Origin of the sequence: Nocardia sp. NPDC127526 (genome assembly GCF_042672265.1) — a bacterium.
In the GTDB taxonomy this organism is placed as follows: Bacteria; Actinomycetota; Actinomycetes; order Mycobacteriales; family Mycobacteriaceae; genus Nocardia.
In genome coordinates, this window is the sequence record NZ_JBHXVO010000001.1 from 372,424 (window position 1) to 386,844 (window position 14,421).

Genomic DNA, 14,421 nt, shown 5'->3' on the forward strand with positions numbered 1-14,421 from the left:
TCTCTCTCTCCTCGGGCCTTTTTTCGCCCCCCCCCCCCCCCCGCGGGGCGGCACCCCCCCCCCCCCCACGCCGGGATGACGGGTGGGTCCACGCCGGGATGACGGGTGGGACTTCTCTCCGCAGGCTTGGTCGGTTGATGAGTGTCGGATCGTGCGGGCGATGTGTGGCGGATCGGGCTCAGGCCGAGGCGGTTTGGGGGCGCGGCGCCTTGCGGGAGGCGTGCGCGCGGGGTGCGCCCGGATCGGCGACGACACCGAATCGGATGAGGCTTTCGGCGGTATCGAGCAGGGTCTGCTCGATGGGCCGCATGCTCCAGCCGAGCTCGTTCTCGGCCTTCGCGGCGCTGAGCAGTTCGCGGCGGCCGAGGTAGCGCGCGGCCAGGGCGGCCGAGGGGTTGAAGCGGGCGACCAAGCGGACCAGCCAGTCGGGCAGGGTGCGGGTGGGGACGCGGTAGCGGGTGGCCAGGACCCGCGCCATGTCCGGGAGCGAGAGTTCGCGGCCCGCACAGATATAGCGGTTGCCCGCGGCCTCGGGAGCGGTCATGGCCAGCCGGTGTGCGACGGCCAGGTCGCGGACGTCGACCGTGGCGAAGTTGAGCCGGGGCGCGCCCGGCATCTCGGCCGCGAGCAGGATGCGCAGGGCGTCGACGGAGGTGCGGACCTCGGCGTACTGGATCGGGCCCAGGATCATGCCCGGATTGATCACCGCCAGTTCGAGTTCCGGATGCGCGGCCGCGAAATCCCAGGCGGCGCGCTCGGCGAGGGTCTTGCTCTTCTCATAGGCATTGCAGGCCGCGGGATTCGACCAGTCCTCCTCGGTGAGCACCCGGTCGCCGCCGTGCCCGACCCGGATGGCCGCGATGGACGAGGTCAGCACCACTCGCTCGACCCCGGCCGCCGCGGCCGCGCGCAGCACCCGCAGCGTCCCGTCGACCGCGGGCCGGACCAGTTCGTCCTCGTGTTCCGGCTCCCCGGACGGGAACGGCGAGGCCGTGTGCACGACGAACCGGCAGTCCGCGACCGCGGCCGCCCATCCGGCATCGGAGGTGAGATCGGCTTCGACGAGTTCGAGGCCCGGCAGATGCGGCAGCGTGCCACTGCGCGCGAGCGACCGCACCGTGCCCCGCACCCGATAACCATGCTCGTGCAGTTCCTTGACGAGGTGCCCGGCCACATAGCCCGAGGCGCCGGTGACGAGAACGAGATCGGACATGATCCGACTCCAATCTGAGCAGTGTTTAGAATCTAAGTACTGTTTAGATTGAAAGGACCGCAGCTGTCAACCCTCTACAGTCATCCCATGTCGCCGACCAAGGACCGCTACCACCACGGAGATCTCCGCGAAGAGCTGATGCGAGCATCCCTGCAGCTCATCGACTCCGAGGGCTTGGCCGCGGTGAGCCTGCGCCGGGTGGCGCGCGAGGCCGGCGTCAGCCCTGGCGCCCCCTACCACCATTTCGCCGACCGCTCCGCCCTGCTCGCGGCCCTGTCCACCCGCGGCTTCGAAATCCTGCGCGACGAAATCGCCGCCGCCAAGGCCCAGGCCTCCGGTCCCCGCGACGCCTTGTCGAAACTCGCCGCGGGCTACGTCCGCTTCGCCGTCGAACAGCCCGCCTACTTCCGCCTCATGTTCCGCCCCGAACTCTCCCAGCCCGAGAAACATCCGGACGCGATGGTGGCCGGCGAAGCCGCCTTCGCGGTCCTCGCCGAAACCGTCGAAGAGGCAGTTCGAGCGGGCGACCTCCCCGCGGACCAAGCGAGCGCCCTCACCGTCGCCTGGTGGAGCCTGGCCCACGGCCTGGCCGCCCTGACCGTCGACGGCCAGCTCGGCAAGCGCGCGGGGTTGATGGGCACCACCCCCGAGGAACTCACCTGCCGCATCACGAGCATGTTCGCCGCTTTCGTGGACTCCGCCAAAGCGGGCGATTGATCGATACGAACCAGTAAACCTTCGCAAATCCGGCACTACCCTTGGTCGCTGTGACCACCGATCTCCGTAGCTGGGCGGCGCGGACCGCGCGCGCTCGATTATGTGAGCTACCGCGTCGCTGGGCACACACCCAGGGCGTGGCGCGTCGGGCAGCCCTGGCGGCCGGCGTCGTCGACGACCCGGATCTGCTGATAGCGGCGGCCTGGTTGCACGACATCGGGTATGCGCCCGATCTCGTGCGGACCGGATTCCATCCGATCGATGGCACGATTCATCTAGCGGCACAGGGCATTTCCGATCGGCTGTGCGGGTTGGTTGCCCACCACTCGTGTGCGAGCGTGGAGGCGCGCAATCGCGGGCTGACGATCGATTGGCCCGACGAACGGACATCGCTGCGCGATGCGCTGTGGTGGGCCGATCTGACCACGACGCCGACGGGCGAGGTCACCGATGGGTCCAGCCGCATCGAGGAAGTCCGGCGGCGATACGGGGCCGATCATGTGGTCACCCGCTCGGTGGTCGAGGCCGCGCCGGAATTGCTTGCCGCGGTGGGGCGAACCGAACGATTACTCGCCGAACGGGATCAGGTGTAGAACGGGTCGGCTCGGTATTCGAGCCCGCGGGCGATCCGGAGTCTGATGGAAGGGTGGATGTCGAGCGCCGCCAGATCGCCGGTGGCAACCCATTCCACCGCTGTGGATTCCGCGCTCGTGCGCAGTTCGCCGCCGATCGGATCGGCGCGGAAGCAGATCGAGAACTCTTGGCGCACTTCGCCGTCGTCGTAGGCGATGACGTGGCTCGGATTGGAGAAGACGCCCACCAGCCCCGTCACCACGACATCGATGCCGGTCTCCTCCTTCACCTCGCGCACCACCGCCTGCGTCGGCGTCTCACCGATCTCCAGCCCGCCACCCGGAATGGCGTACTTGCTGTTGTCGGTGCGGTGGATCAACAGGATTCGTCCCTCGCCGTCGCGGACCACCGCGCTCACCGCGACCCGGATGGTGTTGGCTCTGGGCGCCGCCGGATCGTGGTAGTAGTCGATGCGGGTCATGCCCTGATCCTGGAGAAGTTGGCGACTTCCGAGGCGGCCCAGACATGTTCGAAGCTGGTCGAATACGTCTCGAACATATCGCCGGCCGGCAGCCGTCTGAGGTGCAGCGCCGGGGCGTAGGCGCCGGGCATGCCGAAGACGTGGGTGTTCACGATCATTTCGTCATCGAATCTGAAGACCGAGTTGTAGAGGGTGGTGCGGTGGAAGCGCAGGTCGACGCCGTCGACAGTGTTCAGCGACTCCACCAGCGCCAGCGCGTTGCGGATCCGGGCCTGCACCGCCCCGGCCGCCAGCCGCTCCTCCGCACTGCGGCGTGCGGCTTCGTCCGCCAGCGGGTCACCGAACAATATTCGCACCGAAACGCCCTGCTGTGCTTTGCTTTTGACCAGCTTCACGAAGACCGGGTCCTCGGCGAGGAACAGGCCCGCGAGCACCAGGATGTCGATATGGTGCACACACGCGCTCAGCAGCCGGTTCCACAGATCCGGGGGAACCGAACTCCGATGCGGATAGACCGTGATCACCTCGGCCGTGCCGGTTCCCGATCCCCGCTCCTGCCCGCAGAACTGCTCGAACAGGTCGCCGATGGACCAGTCCGGGAACATGGCCTGCAGGATGCGGCAATGATGCGGGTACGGCAGGCCGGTGAGATCGCCGGAGAGCCAGCGGTAGAACTGCGCCTTCTTGGGGCCGCAGCCGATCAGCTCGGGCTCCACCAGTCCGGCGAGCCGATCGTATTCCCGGTTGAACGAGGAGACGGTTTGCAGATGTCGTTGTTGCAGTAGCGCTTTCAGTACCGTCGCCATATCGCCGCCCCGAGCCGAGCCGCCGTGTCCATGGCGGCGATCCTACCTGCGGAAACGAGACATAGAGGAGACATTGACGCGGCAGAAGGTACCTCGGCGGCGACGCGCCGAGACCCCGGCTCGGGCCAAGCTGGGGGCCATGGGAAGGAAGGCGATGCGGTTTCGGCCCGCGGCGCTCGGCTATCTGCGGGCGGATGTTTCCGGCATGGGCCAGCCGTGGGATGAGGAGCGGATTCGAGGAGTCGCCGAGCAGCGCGGCTACGACTTCTGCGGCGTGGTCGTGTACGACGCGCGCAGCGGCAGGCCGCCGCTGGCCCGGCTCCGGGCACTGGTGAACCGCCTGGATGTGGCGGCCGTGATCGTGCCCGGGGCCGAGCATTTCAACGGCGGCCGGGCGCCCGACGCACTGGTTCGGCGAGTGGACGTCATCACCGTCGAGCCCGCCGGACTACCAGGACAATTCCTTGCAATGAGCGGCGGAATCGGCGCTTTCGACCTGGAGGGTGGCGTGTTCGATGTGGAAGTCGCCGGCCAGGATCTGCTGGGCGGCGCGCAGGACGTCGTCGCCGGAGTGCCCGGCGGTCACCGCGAGATGGGCGGAGGCCACTTCCATGCCGGAGGTGAGAGTCCAGACGTGGAGGTCGTGGACGTCTGAGACGCCGGGGACGGCCTGCAGGGCCGCGGCGACCTTTTCCACATCGAGGTCTTCGGGGCTGTGCTGGAACAGGATTCGCAGCGAGCGCTTTGCCAGCAGGAAGGCGCGGGGCAGCACCCAGAAGCCGATGGCCACGCCGATGATCATGTCGGCATAGCGCCATCCGGTGGTGAGAGTGATTGCGGCGGAGAGCAATACGCCGACCGATCCGATGAGGTCGGCGAAGACCTCCAGATAGGCGCCGCGCACATTGATGCTCTCCTGGGCGCCCTGGCGCAGCAGCAGGAACGAGGCGATATTGGCGACCAGGCCGAGGGCGCCGACGATGAGGACGGGCCAGCCGGGAACCTCCGGCGGCTCGCCGAGGCGGGCGATGGCCTCGTAGAGGACGTAGGCGGCGACCGCGAAGAGCAGGATCGCATTGGCCAGCGCCGCCAGGACCTCGGCCCGGTAGTACCCGAAGGTGCGGGTGTAGGTGGCGCGGGTGCGCTTGGCCAGCAGGATCGCCGACAGTGCCATCGAGATGCCGACCACATCGGTCAGCATGTGCGTGGCGTCGGAGAGCAGGGCCAGCGACGAGGTCGCGAAGGCGACGATGAACTCGACCGCCATGAAGACGAGCGCTATGGCCAGCGCGAGCACCAGGCGGCCGAGGTATTTGCCCGAGGCGCTCTCCGGGGCTACGCCGTGCGAATGATCATGTCCCACAAGGATCAAACATATGCATAGTTGCGCATGAATGCAAGGACCCGGCCGTGCACCGGCGTGGACACGGCAGACTGGTTGACGTGACTGCTTCGTCCCCGCCCGCCGGGCCGCCCCGCCTGACCCGAGGCCCGCTGCGGCCCATCGAACTCGCCACCGGGGCCGTGCTGGGCGGGGCGACCGTGGGCCTGGTGACCGTGGGCGCGCTGGTGCCGTTCGCCGCCGCACTGCAGCTGGTGGCCGCGGTGCCGATGGGCTTGCTCGCGCACCGGCACCGGCTGCGCGCGGTCGCCACCACCACCATCGCGGCGACGCTGGTGACCTTCGTGGCGGCCGGCATCGTGCCCGCGGTGAACCTGGTCGGGGTGGCCGTGGTCGGCGGGATCATCGGCATCGTCAAGCGGCGGCACGGCGGTCTCCTCGCGGTGCTCGGGCTGTCCGCGCTCGCCGGACTGGTCGGGGCATGCTTCTCCGTCGGAATGCTGCTGCTGTTCTCCCGGTCACGCCAACTGCTGTTCGACACTATCCGCAACTCGGCGCGGGGCCTGGAAAATCTGGCGGCGCGCCAAGCCGCGCTGGAACCGCTCGGACGTTGGGTCGCCGAGGCCACCGATGCCATCCTGCGCTGGTGGTGGGCCTGGATCGGCGGCGGCGTCATCGCCGGGGTGATCGTGAGCGGCGTGGTCTCCTGGTATGTGCTCGGCTCGGTGCTGGACCGGCTGGCCTGGCTGCCCGGACGCGATGATCTGCTCGACGCGCCCGCCGACGACCGGCCGGTCGCACCGCTGCCGGTCACGCTGCGGGAGGTGTCGTTCCGCTATCCCGGCGCTCGCGCGGACGCCCTGCAGGGCATCGACCTGACCGTGCGGGTCGGGGAATTCGTGGCGGTGGTCGGGCACAACGGGTCCGGAAAGTCCACGCTCACCAGGATTCTCGCGGGCCGCCCGCCCACCGGCGGCACCGTGACCCGGCCCGGATCCGCCGGGCTCGGCGTGCGCGGCGGCACCGCAATGGTGTTGCAGCGACCCGAAAGCCAGACCCTCGGCGTGCTGGTGGCCGACGATGTGGTGTGGGGCCTGCCGACCGAGATCGCCGCCGAGGTCGATATCGACGGGCTGCTGACCGAGGTCGGGCTGGCGGGCATGGGCGATCGGGAGACCGCGACCTTGTCCGGCGGGCAACAGCAGCGCCTGGCCGTCGCCGCCGCGCTGGCCCGGCAGCCCACGCTGCTGCTGGCCGACGAGGCGACCTCCATGATCGATCCGGAGGGCCGCCGCGATCTCGTCGCGCTGCTCGCCGATCTGCCCAAGCGGCACGCGATGGCCGTGGTGCTGGTGACCCATCACGAGGCCGACGCCGCGGCCGCCGACCGGGTCGTGCACCTGATGGGCGGGCGCTCGGTCGCGCAGCTGCCCGCCTGGCCGCGGCCGGTCCGCGACCAGCGGCGCAGGCCCATGGGCGAACCCGTCCTGGAACTCACCGGGGTGCGCCACACCTACAACCGGGGCACGCCCTGGGAGGCGCCCGCGCTGCACGGCGTGGATCTCAGCGTCCGGCGCGGCGAGGCGCTGCTCATCGTGGGCGGCAATGGCTCCGGCAAATCCACGCTGGCCTGGATCATGGCCGGATTGACCGTCCCGACCGACGGCGCGTGCGTGCTGCGCGAATTCGCCGGCGCCAAACCGGTGCACAAGCGAATCGGCGCGGTACAGCTGGCCTTTCAGCATTCCCGGCTGCAGCTGCAACGGCAGAGCGTGGGCGAGGAGATCGAGGACTGGGGCGGGCACGGCACCGCCGCCGTCGCCCGTGCCCTGGACGCGGTCGGCCTGGACCGCGCCCTGGCCACCCGATCCATCGAGGAGCTCAGCGGCGGACAGGCCAAACGGGTGGTGCTGGCCGCCATCGTCGCCGGACGTCCGCAGGTGGTCGTGCTCGACGAGCCGCTGGCCGGACTCGATCCGGAGGGCCGCGCCGGGGTGGTGGAACTGCTTGCCCGGCTGCGCGATTCCGGTCTCACCCTCATTGTCATCTCCCACGATGTGGCGGATATGGCCGCGGTCTGCGACCGCACCGTGCACCTGCGCGACGGGCGCATCGTCGAAACCGCCGCGCCACCGCATCCCGCGGCGCCATCACATCCTGCAGGGCCGCGCGTCCCCGATTTCACCGGAGGCTTCCGATGAGCAGCGTCATTCTCCGCGAGGTCCCCGTCGACAGTCCGGTGCATCGGCTCTGGGCCGGTACCAAGATGATCGCGGCCTTCGCCATCAGCGCGCTGCTGATGTTCATGCCGTCCTGGCCGGTGCTCGGCCTGAGCATCGCGTTCCTGGTGGCGGTGTGGCTGACGGCGCGGCTGCCGCTGGGGACGCTGCCGCGGTTCCCGTGGTGGTTCTGGCTGGGCATCGGCATCGGCGCGCTCATCAATCTGCCGGTGGGCGGGGCCGCGGTGCTGCGCTACGCCAATGTCATTGTCTTCGGCTTGATTCTGCTGGGCGCATCCTTCCTCATCGCCTGGACCACGCCCATGGGGGAGATCGCGCCCGCGCTGGCGAAACTCGGTGCGCCGCTGCGGCGCATCGGCTGGACCCGCAAGGGCGTGCGGCACCGGATTCCGGTCGACGAGTGGGCGGTGGTGGTGGCGCTGACGCTGCGCGGGCTGCCGTTGCTGCTGGAGGAATTGCGGATCCTGCGAGCGGCCCGCAAACTCCGGCCCAAGGATTCGCTGCTGCATCGGGCGTCGGAGAATCCGCTGGTCGACATTCTCACCGCGAGCATGGCCGTATCCAGCCGTCGCGCAGGCGAGCTCGGCGAGGCCATCACCACCCGCGGCGGCACCGGCGAATTGACCGCGCGGCCCAGCCGGCCGGGGCGCGGTGATGTCTTCGCGCTATCGATCGTCGGGGTCGTATGTGCGATCTGCATAGCTGTCGACCTGGTGTTTTGAATGACACTCGAGTCAAAAATGATCCGAGGTGTCGGTGTAACGCGTTACGGTGATCGCTTGTAGAGCGCAATACGCCGCAACACGGGCTCGGCAGCACTCTTCGAGGGGAGGAATCTAATCGATGAGCCGCGTGTTGCCTTCGAAACCTGATGAAGATTGGAAGTTCCATGCTGCGCAAGATCACCGCTGTCGCCGCGCCCGTAGTGACCGCACTCGCCATTGCGAGCGCGGGCGTCGCACAAGCTGATCCGGCCACCCCGAACGTGGGGTACGAGACCAAACTGGTCGGCAACACCGTCGTCACCACCCTGACCGACGGATCCTTCGAAGTCGCCGGCAGCTCGGTGAATGTCAAGGACATCGCCGGCAACACCGTGGTGAGCCTGCCCCTGTCGTTCGCGCAGGACGGCCTCGAATACGCCCTGCCGCACAATATCTCCGTCGACGCCCGCACCCTCGAGCTGACCGCCGTCAAGGATGTCGCCTCGGCCCGCCCGGTGCCGGTGCAGCCCATCGCCTCCACCGAGGAGAACCAGAAGGCCATGCAGGCCTTCAGCAGCCAGTTCGGCATCGCGACCGCGGTCGGCAGCTTCATCGGCCTCGCCGTCGGCGCGGTGGTCGGCCTGATCGGCTTCGCCGGCGGCGCCTTCGGCCTGGCCACCGTGCCGGTCGCGGCGGGCATCGGCGCGATCATCGGCACCCTGGTGGTCGGCGGCCCGACGCTGATCATCGCCGGGGTGGACCTGATCAACACCCTCACCGCGGCGCCCGGCACCACCAAGTGGGCCAACTAGCGCTAGCCGAACTCCGGTAGGGGCGCGCGCATTCCGCGCCCCGCCGGGCTTCAGCGCACCACGCAACCGTTCGCGAGCGGGACACCGGCGAAGCGATCGGACAGATAGTTCAGGGCGCCAACCGATTCCACCACCGCCGCCGGATTGTGGCCCGGGATGGCGGAGTGCACGGCGGTGAGATTCGCGCCCAGGGCGCAGTAGCGGTCCACCAGGGCCGTGTAGCCCGCCACGGGAATGATGTCGTCGCCGAGGCTGTGATACATGTACAGCGGGATATCGGGCGCGACCGCACCGAGTTCCTGCTTCCGCGTCGCGGCCTGGAAGGCCGGATGCCACAACAGATTCGGCTCGTTGCCGTATTCGTCCATGTGCCGGTTGAGATGCCGCACCACCAGATCGGCGCCGCACGCCTGCGCCTCCTGCGCCAGCAGATCCCTGCCGCGCTGATTCAACGCGTCGATCAATCCGGATCCGGGATCGTTGCGCGCCAGGGCCACCAGGATCAGGACCGCGAGACCGGCCTGGGTCTCCCCGTCGATCTGCCTGGCGATGGCGGCGATATCGGCGGGCACCCCACCGGCCGTCACACCCGCGAACCAGAGCTCCGGCGCATAACCGGCCCGCTGCTCCATGGCCCACAAGGTGGCGAACGCGCCACCCGAATAGCCCCACGCTCCGATCGGGCTGGCCTCCGTGATCCCCAGCGGCGGGAACGATTTCGCCGCCCGCACCCCATCCAGGACCCCGCGCCCGGAGTTCACGCCGTCGAAGAACCGCGACTGCGGGCCCTCGTAATCGGACACCACCACCGCCCAGCCTCGCCGCAGCAGCTCCGCCAGGAACGGCACGTCCAGCACGGTATTGACGATCGACCAATCCCGCCCGCCCCGGAGCGCATACGACGGCGCGCACCGCGTCCCGAGACTGTCCTCCGCCACCTGATACGACAGCAGCGGCCGCCCGCCGGGCCCGAGCCATGGCAGCAGCGGTGCGAGCACGGTCGCCATATCCGCGACCGCCGCCCCGGTCGAATCGGTCGACCGGTACTGCACCTGCCACCCCGCCACCGGCAGCGGCAGCCCGAGCACCGAGATCGGCCGCGAGTTCAGCACGTCCCCATTCGCGAAGTCCCCCAACCCGGCCGGGGCCGCATAGAACGGATCATCATCCGGATACGGAATCTGCGCCCGGGTCTGCGGCACCACCACGGCGGCGGCGATCAGAGCGACGGCCGCGACCAGGCCCATCCGCCACCAAGATCGGGTCCGATGCATAACCGCCTCCAGCGTCGACTCCCCGACGCTCCAGCACTACGGACTCGCATCTCGCGCCGACCTTGATCTCCGGCGCATCGGACCACCAAACCTACTGCCCGGCATACCGCCAGGTCAACGGCGTGCGCGCGGCGTAGCCAAGGCATTGCGGGCGAAAACCGGCCGGTCCCAACGAAATGTGTCGAACCGGCCACGAAGATCTGAAACACCACCGACCGGGAACTGGTGGCGGAGCGCTCTCGGCCGATGCCGCCACGGTTTCCCGGTGATCAACTGTCCAGCTGGCCGACCGCTAGGACGCCGGTGCTTTCGAGATCACCTTGATCAGGTGCCAGGTGTGGGAGGGGGCGTCCGCCGGCGGGTTCAGCCAGGGGCGTTCCTCCACGAGCAGGTGGTAGGTGTAGCCGGGCTGGTAGTCGAAGCCTTCGATGTCGAAGTAGTGGAGTTCCCACGGGGAGTTGGGGTCGCGGCGGACCTGGAGGCAGGTCTGGGGAGCCATTCCGGTGCAGGGGACTTCTTCGGGGGCCACATAGATTTCGAACTGCCGGGCGCCGGGAACCGTGGTGCTCGACGCGGCCGCCGAGGTCGTGGACGGCTCGGTGGAGCCGTCGGAGGAGCAGGCGCTCACCGGGAGGAGGGCCAGCAGCGCGAGGGGAACGGCCAGGCGGAGGCGAGTTCGCATGGCGTGAATATGCCATACGGGGGTTCGGGCGCCGGGGGATCAGCGGGCCACGTGGGTGAGTCGGTAGTCGGCGAGATCCACCTTGCGGGTGAGGCGGCGGTAGCTGCGGGTGGTGCCGGGCCAGTTGTTGGTGATGCGGCCGGAGGGGGTGCGATACCAGCTGGTGCAGAAGTTCCAGGGGGTCTTGGCCAGGCGCTGCTGGAGGGCGGTGTTGAAGTCGCGTTCCGCGTCGGGGCGGACCTCCATGACCTGCCCCGGGCGTTCGGCCAAGAGCTGGAGGGCGTGGCGGATGTAGCGGGCCTGGGATTCGATCATGTAGATGATGGAGCCGACGCCGAGATTGGTATTGGGGCCGTAGATCATGAACATATTGGGGAAATCGGGGACGGTGAGGCCGAGATAGGCGTGCGCGCCGTCGTCCCAGACATCGGAGAGGTGCACGCCGGCGCGGCCGCGAATCTTCATGGGCCACAGGAATTCCGTGCCCTTGAAGCCGGTGCCGTAGATGATCACGTCGGCCCGATGCAGGGCGCCGTCCTCGGTGCGGACGCCCTCGGGGACGATCTCGGTGATGGGCGTGGTCTCGACCGCCACGTTCGGCTGGGTGAGGGCCGGATAGTAGTCGTTGGAGAACAGGCCGCGCTTGCAGCCGATGGGGTAGTCGGGGGTCAGCTTGGCGCGCAGTTCCGGATCGGTGACCTGTTCTTCGAGATGCCGCTCCGCGATGCCGGACACCAGTCGGACGATGCCCGGAAACTCCACCAGGCCCAGGGCCACGAATTCGCCGATGGCCCACCAGGAGAAGCGTTCGGCCACGGGCAGACCCGGGACGTGCAGCAGGACGCGTTGATGGACGGGTTTGTAGTCGGTGTCGAACTTGGGCAGCACCCAGGCCGCGGTGCGCTGGAACAGCGTCAGGTGAGCGACCTTGGGCTGAATCTCGGGCACGTACTGGATGGCGCTGGCCCCGGTGCCGATGCAGGCCACGTGCTGTCCGGTCAGGTCGATGTCGTGATTCCACTGCGCGGAGTGGAAGGACCGGCCGGCGAATGTGCCGATACCGGGGATGGCGGGCATGGCGGGCCGGGACAGCTGGCCCACCGCGGAGATGAGGACATCGGCGGTGCGGGCCGCCCCGTCGGCGGTGTGCACGGTCCACCGGCCGGTGGTCTCGTCGTACTCGGCCTCGGTGACGTCCGCGCCGAAGACGATGTGCTCGCCCAGCCGGTGCCGTTCGGCCACCCCGCGCATGTACGCCCAGATGTCCTCGCGCGACGAATACCGCTGCCGCCATTTGGGTTTGGGCTCCTTCGAGAAGGAGTACAGCGGCGACGGCACATCGCAGGCCGCACCCGGATAGGTGTTCTCCCGCCAGACTCCGCCCAGGTCAGCGGCCCGCTCGAGAATGGTGAACTCGCGGAAACCGTTGCGCTGCAACTCCATCGCCATGCCGAGCCCGCCGAACCCGGCACCGATGATGATGATCGACGGCATGTGGCACCCCTCACATCGGAGACGCTTTCCACTGTAGGAGGCCGCGTCGCGGTTCGTGGGGGTCCTGATCGAGAATTTCGGCCATAATCTGGCTATGAGCACGGTGCAGGAGGCGGGGGTACGGGACTGGGACTTCCCACGGGGAGTCGCGAGTGTCGTGCTCATGGTGGGGTTCGGGCGCGAGCACGGGGTGCCGGTGCAGCGCATGCTGGCGGGCTCGGGGGTCAGCGAGAAGACCCTCGCCGATCCGGATGCGCAGGTCGACGCGCACACCGAGCTGGCGGTGATCCGGAATCTGGTCCGGGAGCTGGGGGAGCGGCCCAATCTGGGGCTGGAGGTGGGGCGGCGGTACCGGATCACCACCTTCGGCATCTTCGGATTCGCCTGCGTGAGCAGCCCGACACTGGGGGAGGCCATCGCCTTCGCGCTGCGGTATCTGGAATTGAGCTTCACCTTCTGCATTCCGGTGGCGCGCTGGCGGCCCGGCGAGTTCGTGGCGCGGATTCACGACGAGCGGATTCCGGCGGACGTGCGGCGGTTCCTGGTGGAACGCGATGTGACCGCCATGCATCAGATGCTGTGCGATCTGCTCGGGCATCAGGTGGAGCTGGTGCGGGCCGAATTCGATTTCCCGCCGCCGGGAGACCGGCGGCTCTACGACGAGATCTTCGGGCTGCAACCGCAATTCGATCAGCCGCACAATCTGTTCAGCCTCGATCCCGCGATGCTGGAGCAGCCGCTGCCGCAGGCCAATGAGCACACCTGGGCCATGTGCCTGGCGCAATGCCGGGAACTGGTGTCACGGCGGCGGGCGCGCACCGGTATCGCGGCGGATGTGCGCGAGCGATTGGTGCCGCGCGGCGGGGTGGACGGATTCGCCGCGCCGCCGGGAATCGACCTGGTGGCACGGGATCTCAATATGAGCACCCGCACGCTGCGCCGGCACCTCGATGCCGCGGGCACCAGCTACCGGCAGCTGCTGGACGAGGTGCGCCGTGCGCTGGCGGAGGAAATGCTCACGGCCACACCGCTTTCGGTGAGCGATGTGGCCATCCGGCTGGGATATGCGGAGGCGTCCACCTTCATTCACGCGTTCAAACGCTGGACCGGGACCACGCCCTCGGCGTATCGGCGCGGGGCGCTCACTCCGCCGGTTCGCTGAGCCAGCCGCCCATGGCGACGGGACGGAAGGTGGACAGCAGCCGGCCGTCCTGAATGGAGTGGAAGACCAGCACCGGGTCCGGGGCGAAATCGATGGGGACGTGCCCGGGCCGGGCCGTCTCCCATTCGCCGCCGATGGTCGAGGCGATACTGGGGGCCACGATGAGCGGCTTGCCGGCGAAGGTGGTGGTCAGGCCGAGGTGCACATGGCCGGTGAGCACGGCGAGAATGCGGTCGTCGGCGGCGACGATCTCGGCCAGGCGCTCCGGATTGGTGAGGCGGATGGGGTCCACGACGGTGGAATGCACCGGCACCGGCGGATGGTGCATGGCGACCAGCACGACATCGTCGGCCGGAGTGTTCGCCAGCAAGGTGGTGAGGAAGTCGTAGGTCTCCTCGGCGAGCTCGCCCGCGGACTGATTGGGAATGCTGGAATCGAGCAGGGCGAGGGTGACGCCGTCGATGCTGAACGATTGATTGATCGGTGCGTAGGAAGACGATTCGCCGAACAGCACGGCGCGCATATTGCCGCGATCATCGTGATTGCCGGGGAGGATGACGACCGGGACGTCGGCCTTCAGGGCCAACCGGGCCTGCTGATATTCCTCGACATCCCCTTCGTCGCCGATATCGCCGGTGACCAGGATGACGTCCGGTCGCTGCGGCAGCTCGGCCAGAAAGGCCATGACACGTTCCGTGCGTTCGAGATTCCGATCGCTCATGTTGAAATGGGTGTCACTGAGCTGTGCCAGCAGAACCATCGGCGTTCGCTTTCTGTGAAGGGCAGCGCCATTGCGCCCGAGCGGGCCGCGGGCGGCCACCCTTTCGAGGCTAGTTGAGCTGCCGCTATGCGGTCTCGGTGAGACTCGCCACCGAATATAGCGATTTCACATCGAAGCGGGCTCGGAGTGGGGGAGCCCAC

Annotated in this window: 14 protein-coding genes; 6 read left to right on the plus strand and 8 right to left on the minus strand. The window is 68.6% G+C overall.

The features are described 5' to 3' along the window. Window positions 1-178: 178 nt before the first annotated feature. Entirely contained in the window at window positions 179-1,213 is a 1,035-nt protein-coding gene (locus ACFVIV_RS01820; protein ID WP_379192814.1) for an NAD-dependent epimerase/dehydratase family protein, read from the minus strand. A gap of 87 nt (window positions 1,214-1,300) precedes the next feature. Between ACFVIV_RS01820 and ACFVIV_RS01825 the strand changes: the two genes are divergently transcribed. Further along, entirely contained in the window at window positions 1,301-1,930 is a 630-nt protein-coding gene (locus tag ACFVIV_RS01825) for a TetR/AcrR family transcriptional regulator (protein WP_379192816.1), read from the plus strand. Window positions 1,931-1,980: 50 nt separating this feature from the next. Next, window positions 1,981-2,523, plus strand: coding sequence for an HD domain-containing protein (locus ACFVIV_RS01830; protein ID WP_379192818.1), 543 nt, complete (start codon window positions 1,981-1,983; stop codon window positions 2,521-2,523). Here ACFVIV_RS01830 and ACFVIV_RS01835 read toward each other — a convergent pair. The 3 genes from ACFVIV_RS01835 to ACFVIV_RS01845 form a co-directional block, all read right to left on the minus strand. Next, complete coding sequence (locus ACFVIV_RS01835; protein WP_379192820.1) at window positions 2,514-2,984, minus strand: NUDIX hydrolase; 471 nt, start codon at window positions 2,982-2,984, stop codon at window positions 2,514-2,516. The two genes, ACFVIV_RS01830 and ACFVIV_RS01835, sit on opposite strands and share 10 nt — an antisense overlap. Further along, on the minus strand, window positions 2,981-3,790 hold the full coding sequence (locus ACFVIV_RS01840) for an XRE family transcriptional regulator (RefSeq protein WP_379192822.1): 810 nt from the start codon (window positions 3,788-3,790) through the stop codon (window positions 2,981-2,983). Before ACFVIV_RS01840 ends, ACFVIV_RS01835 begins: the two co-directional genes overlap by 4 nt. 448 nt (window positions 3,791-4,238) lie before the next feature. Continuing rightward, on the minus strand, window positions 4,239-5,153 hold the full coding sequence (locus tag ACFVIV_RS01845; RefSeq protein WP_379192824.1) for a cation diffusion facilitator family transporter: 915 nt from the start codon (window positions 5,151-5,153) through the stop codon (window positions 4,239-4,241). 80 nt (window positions 5,154-5,233) lie between these two features. Between ACFVIV_RS01845 and ACFVIV_RS01850 the strand changes: the two genes are divergently transcribed. The 3 genes from ACFVIV_RS01850 (at window position 5,234) to ACFVIV_RS01860 (ending at window position 8,888) form a co-directional block, all read left to right on the plus strand. After that, window positions 5,234-7,333, plus strand: a complete 2,100-nt coding sequence (locus ACFVIV_RS01850; protein ID WP_379192826.1) for an ABC transporter ATP-binding protein — start codon at window positions 5,234-5,236, stop codon at window positions 7,331-7,333. Beyond that, window positions 7,330-8,094 (plus strand): energy-coupling factor transporter transmembrane component T family protein, encoded by a 765-nt coding sequence (locus ACFVIV_RS01855; RefSeq protein WP_379192828.1) that lies wholly within the window; start codon window positions 7,330-7,332, stop codon window positions 8,092-8,094. The genes ACFVIV_RS01850 and ACFVIV_RS01855 overlap by 4 nt, the downstream gene beginning before the upstream one ends. A 149-nt stretch (window positions 8,095-8,243) precedes the next feature. Further along, complete coding sequence (locus tag ACFVIV_RS01860; protein WP_379192830.1) at window positions 8,244-8,888, plus strand: ammonium transporter; 645 nt, start codon at window positions 8,244-8,246, stop codon at window positions 8,886-8,888. Window positions 8,889-8,938: 50 nt separating this feature from the next. Here ACFVIV_RS01860 and ACFVIV_RS01865 read toward each other — a convergent pair whose 3' ends face one another. The 3 genes from ACFVIV_RS01865 to ACFVIV_RS01875 form a co-directional block, all read right to left on the minus strand. Continuing rightward, on the minus strand, window positions 8,939-10,162 hold the full coding sequence (locus ACFVIV_RS01865) for a lipase family protein (RefSeq protein WP_379192832.1): 1,224 nt from the start codon (window positions 10,160-10,162) through the stop codon (window positions 8,939-8,941). A 292-nt stretch (window positions 10,163-10,454) separates the two neighbouring features. Then, window positions 10,455-10,844 carry a DUF4377 domain-containing protein gene (locus ACFVIV_RS01870; RefSeq protein WP_379192834.1) on the minus strand — a complete coding sequence of 130 codons (390 nt, stop codon included), beginning with the start codon at window positions 10,842-10,844 and terminating at the stop codon, window positions 10,455-10,457. A gap of 39 nt (window positions 10,845-10,883) precedes the next feature. Continuing rightward, on the minus strand, window positions 10,884-12,338 hold the full coding sequence (locus ACFVIV_RS01875) for a flavin-containing monooxygenase (protein ID WP_379192836.1): 1,455 nt from the start codon (window positions 12,336-12,338) through the stop codon (window positions 10,884-10,886). Between the two features lie 94 nt (window positions 12,339-12,432). Between ACFVIV_RS01875 and ACFVIV_RS01880 the strand changes: the two genes are divergently transcribed. Then, complete coding sequence (locus tag ACFVIV_RS01880; protein WP_379192838.1) at window positions 12,433-13,500, plus strand: AraC family transcriptional regulator; 1,068 nt, start codon at window positions 12,433-12,435, stop codon at window positions 13,498-13,500. Here the strand turns inward: ACFVIV_RS01880 and ACFVIV_RS01885 are convergent. Then, window positions 13,481-14,260 carry a metallophosphoesterase gene (locus tag ACFVIV_RS01885; protein ID WP_379192839.1) on the minus strand — a complete coding sequence of 260 codons (780 nt, stop codon included), beginning with the start codon at window positions 14,258-14,260 and terminating at the stop codon, window positions 13,481-13,483. The two genes, ACFVIV_RS01880 and ACFVIV_RS01885, sit on opposite strands and share 20 nt — an antisense overlap. Window positions 14,261-14,421 lie beyond the last annotated feature (161 nt).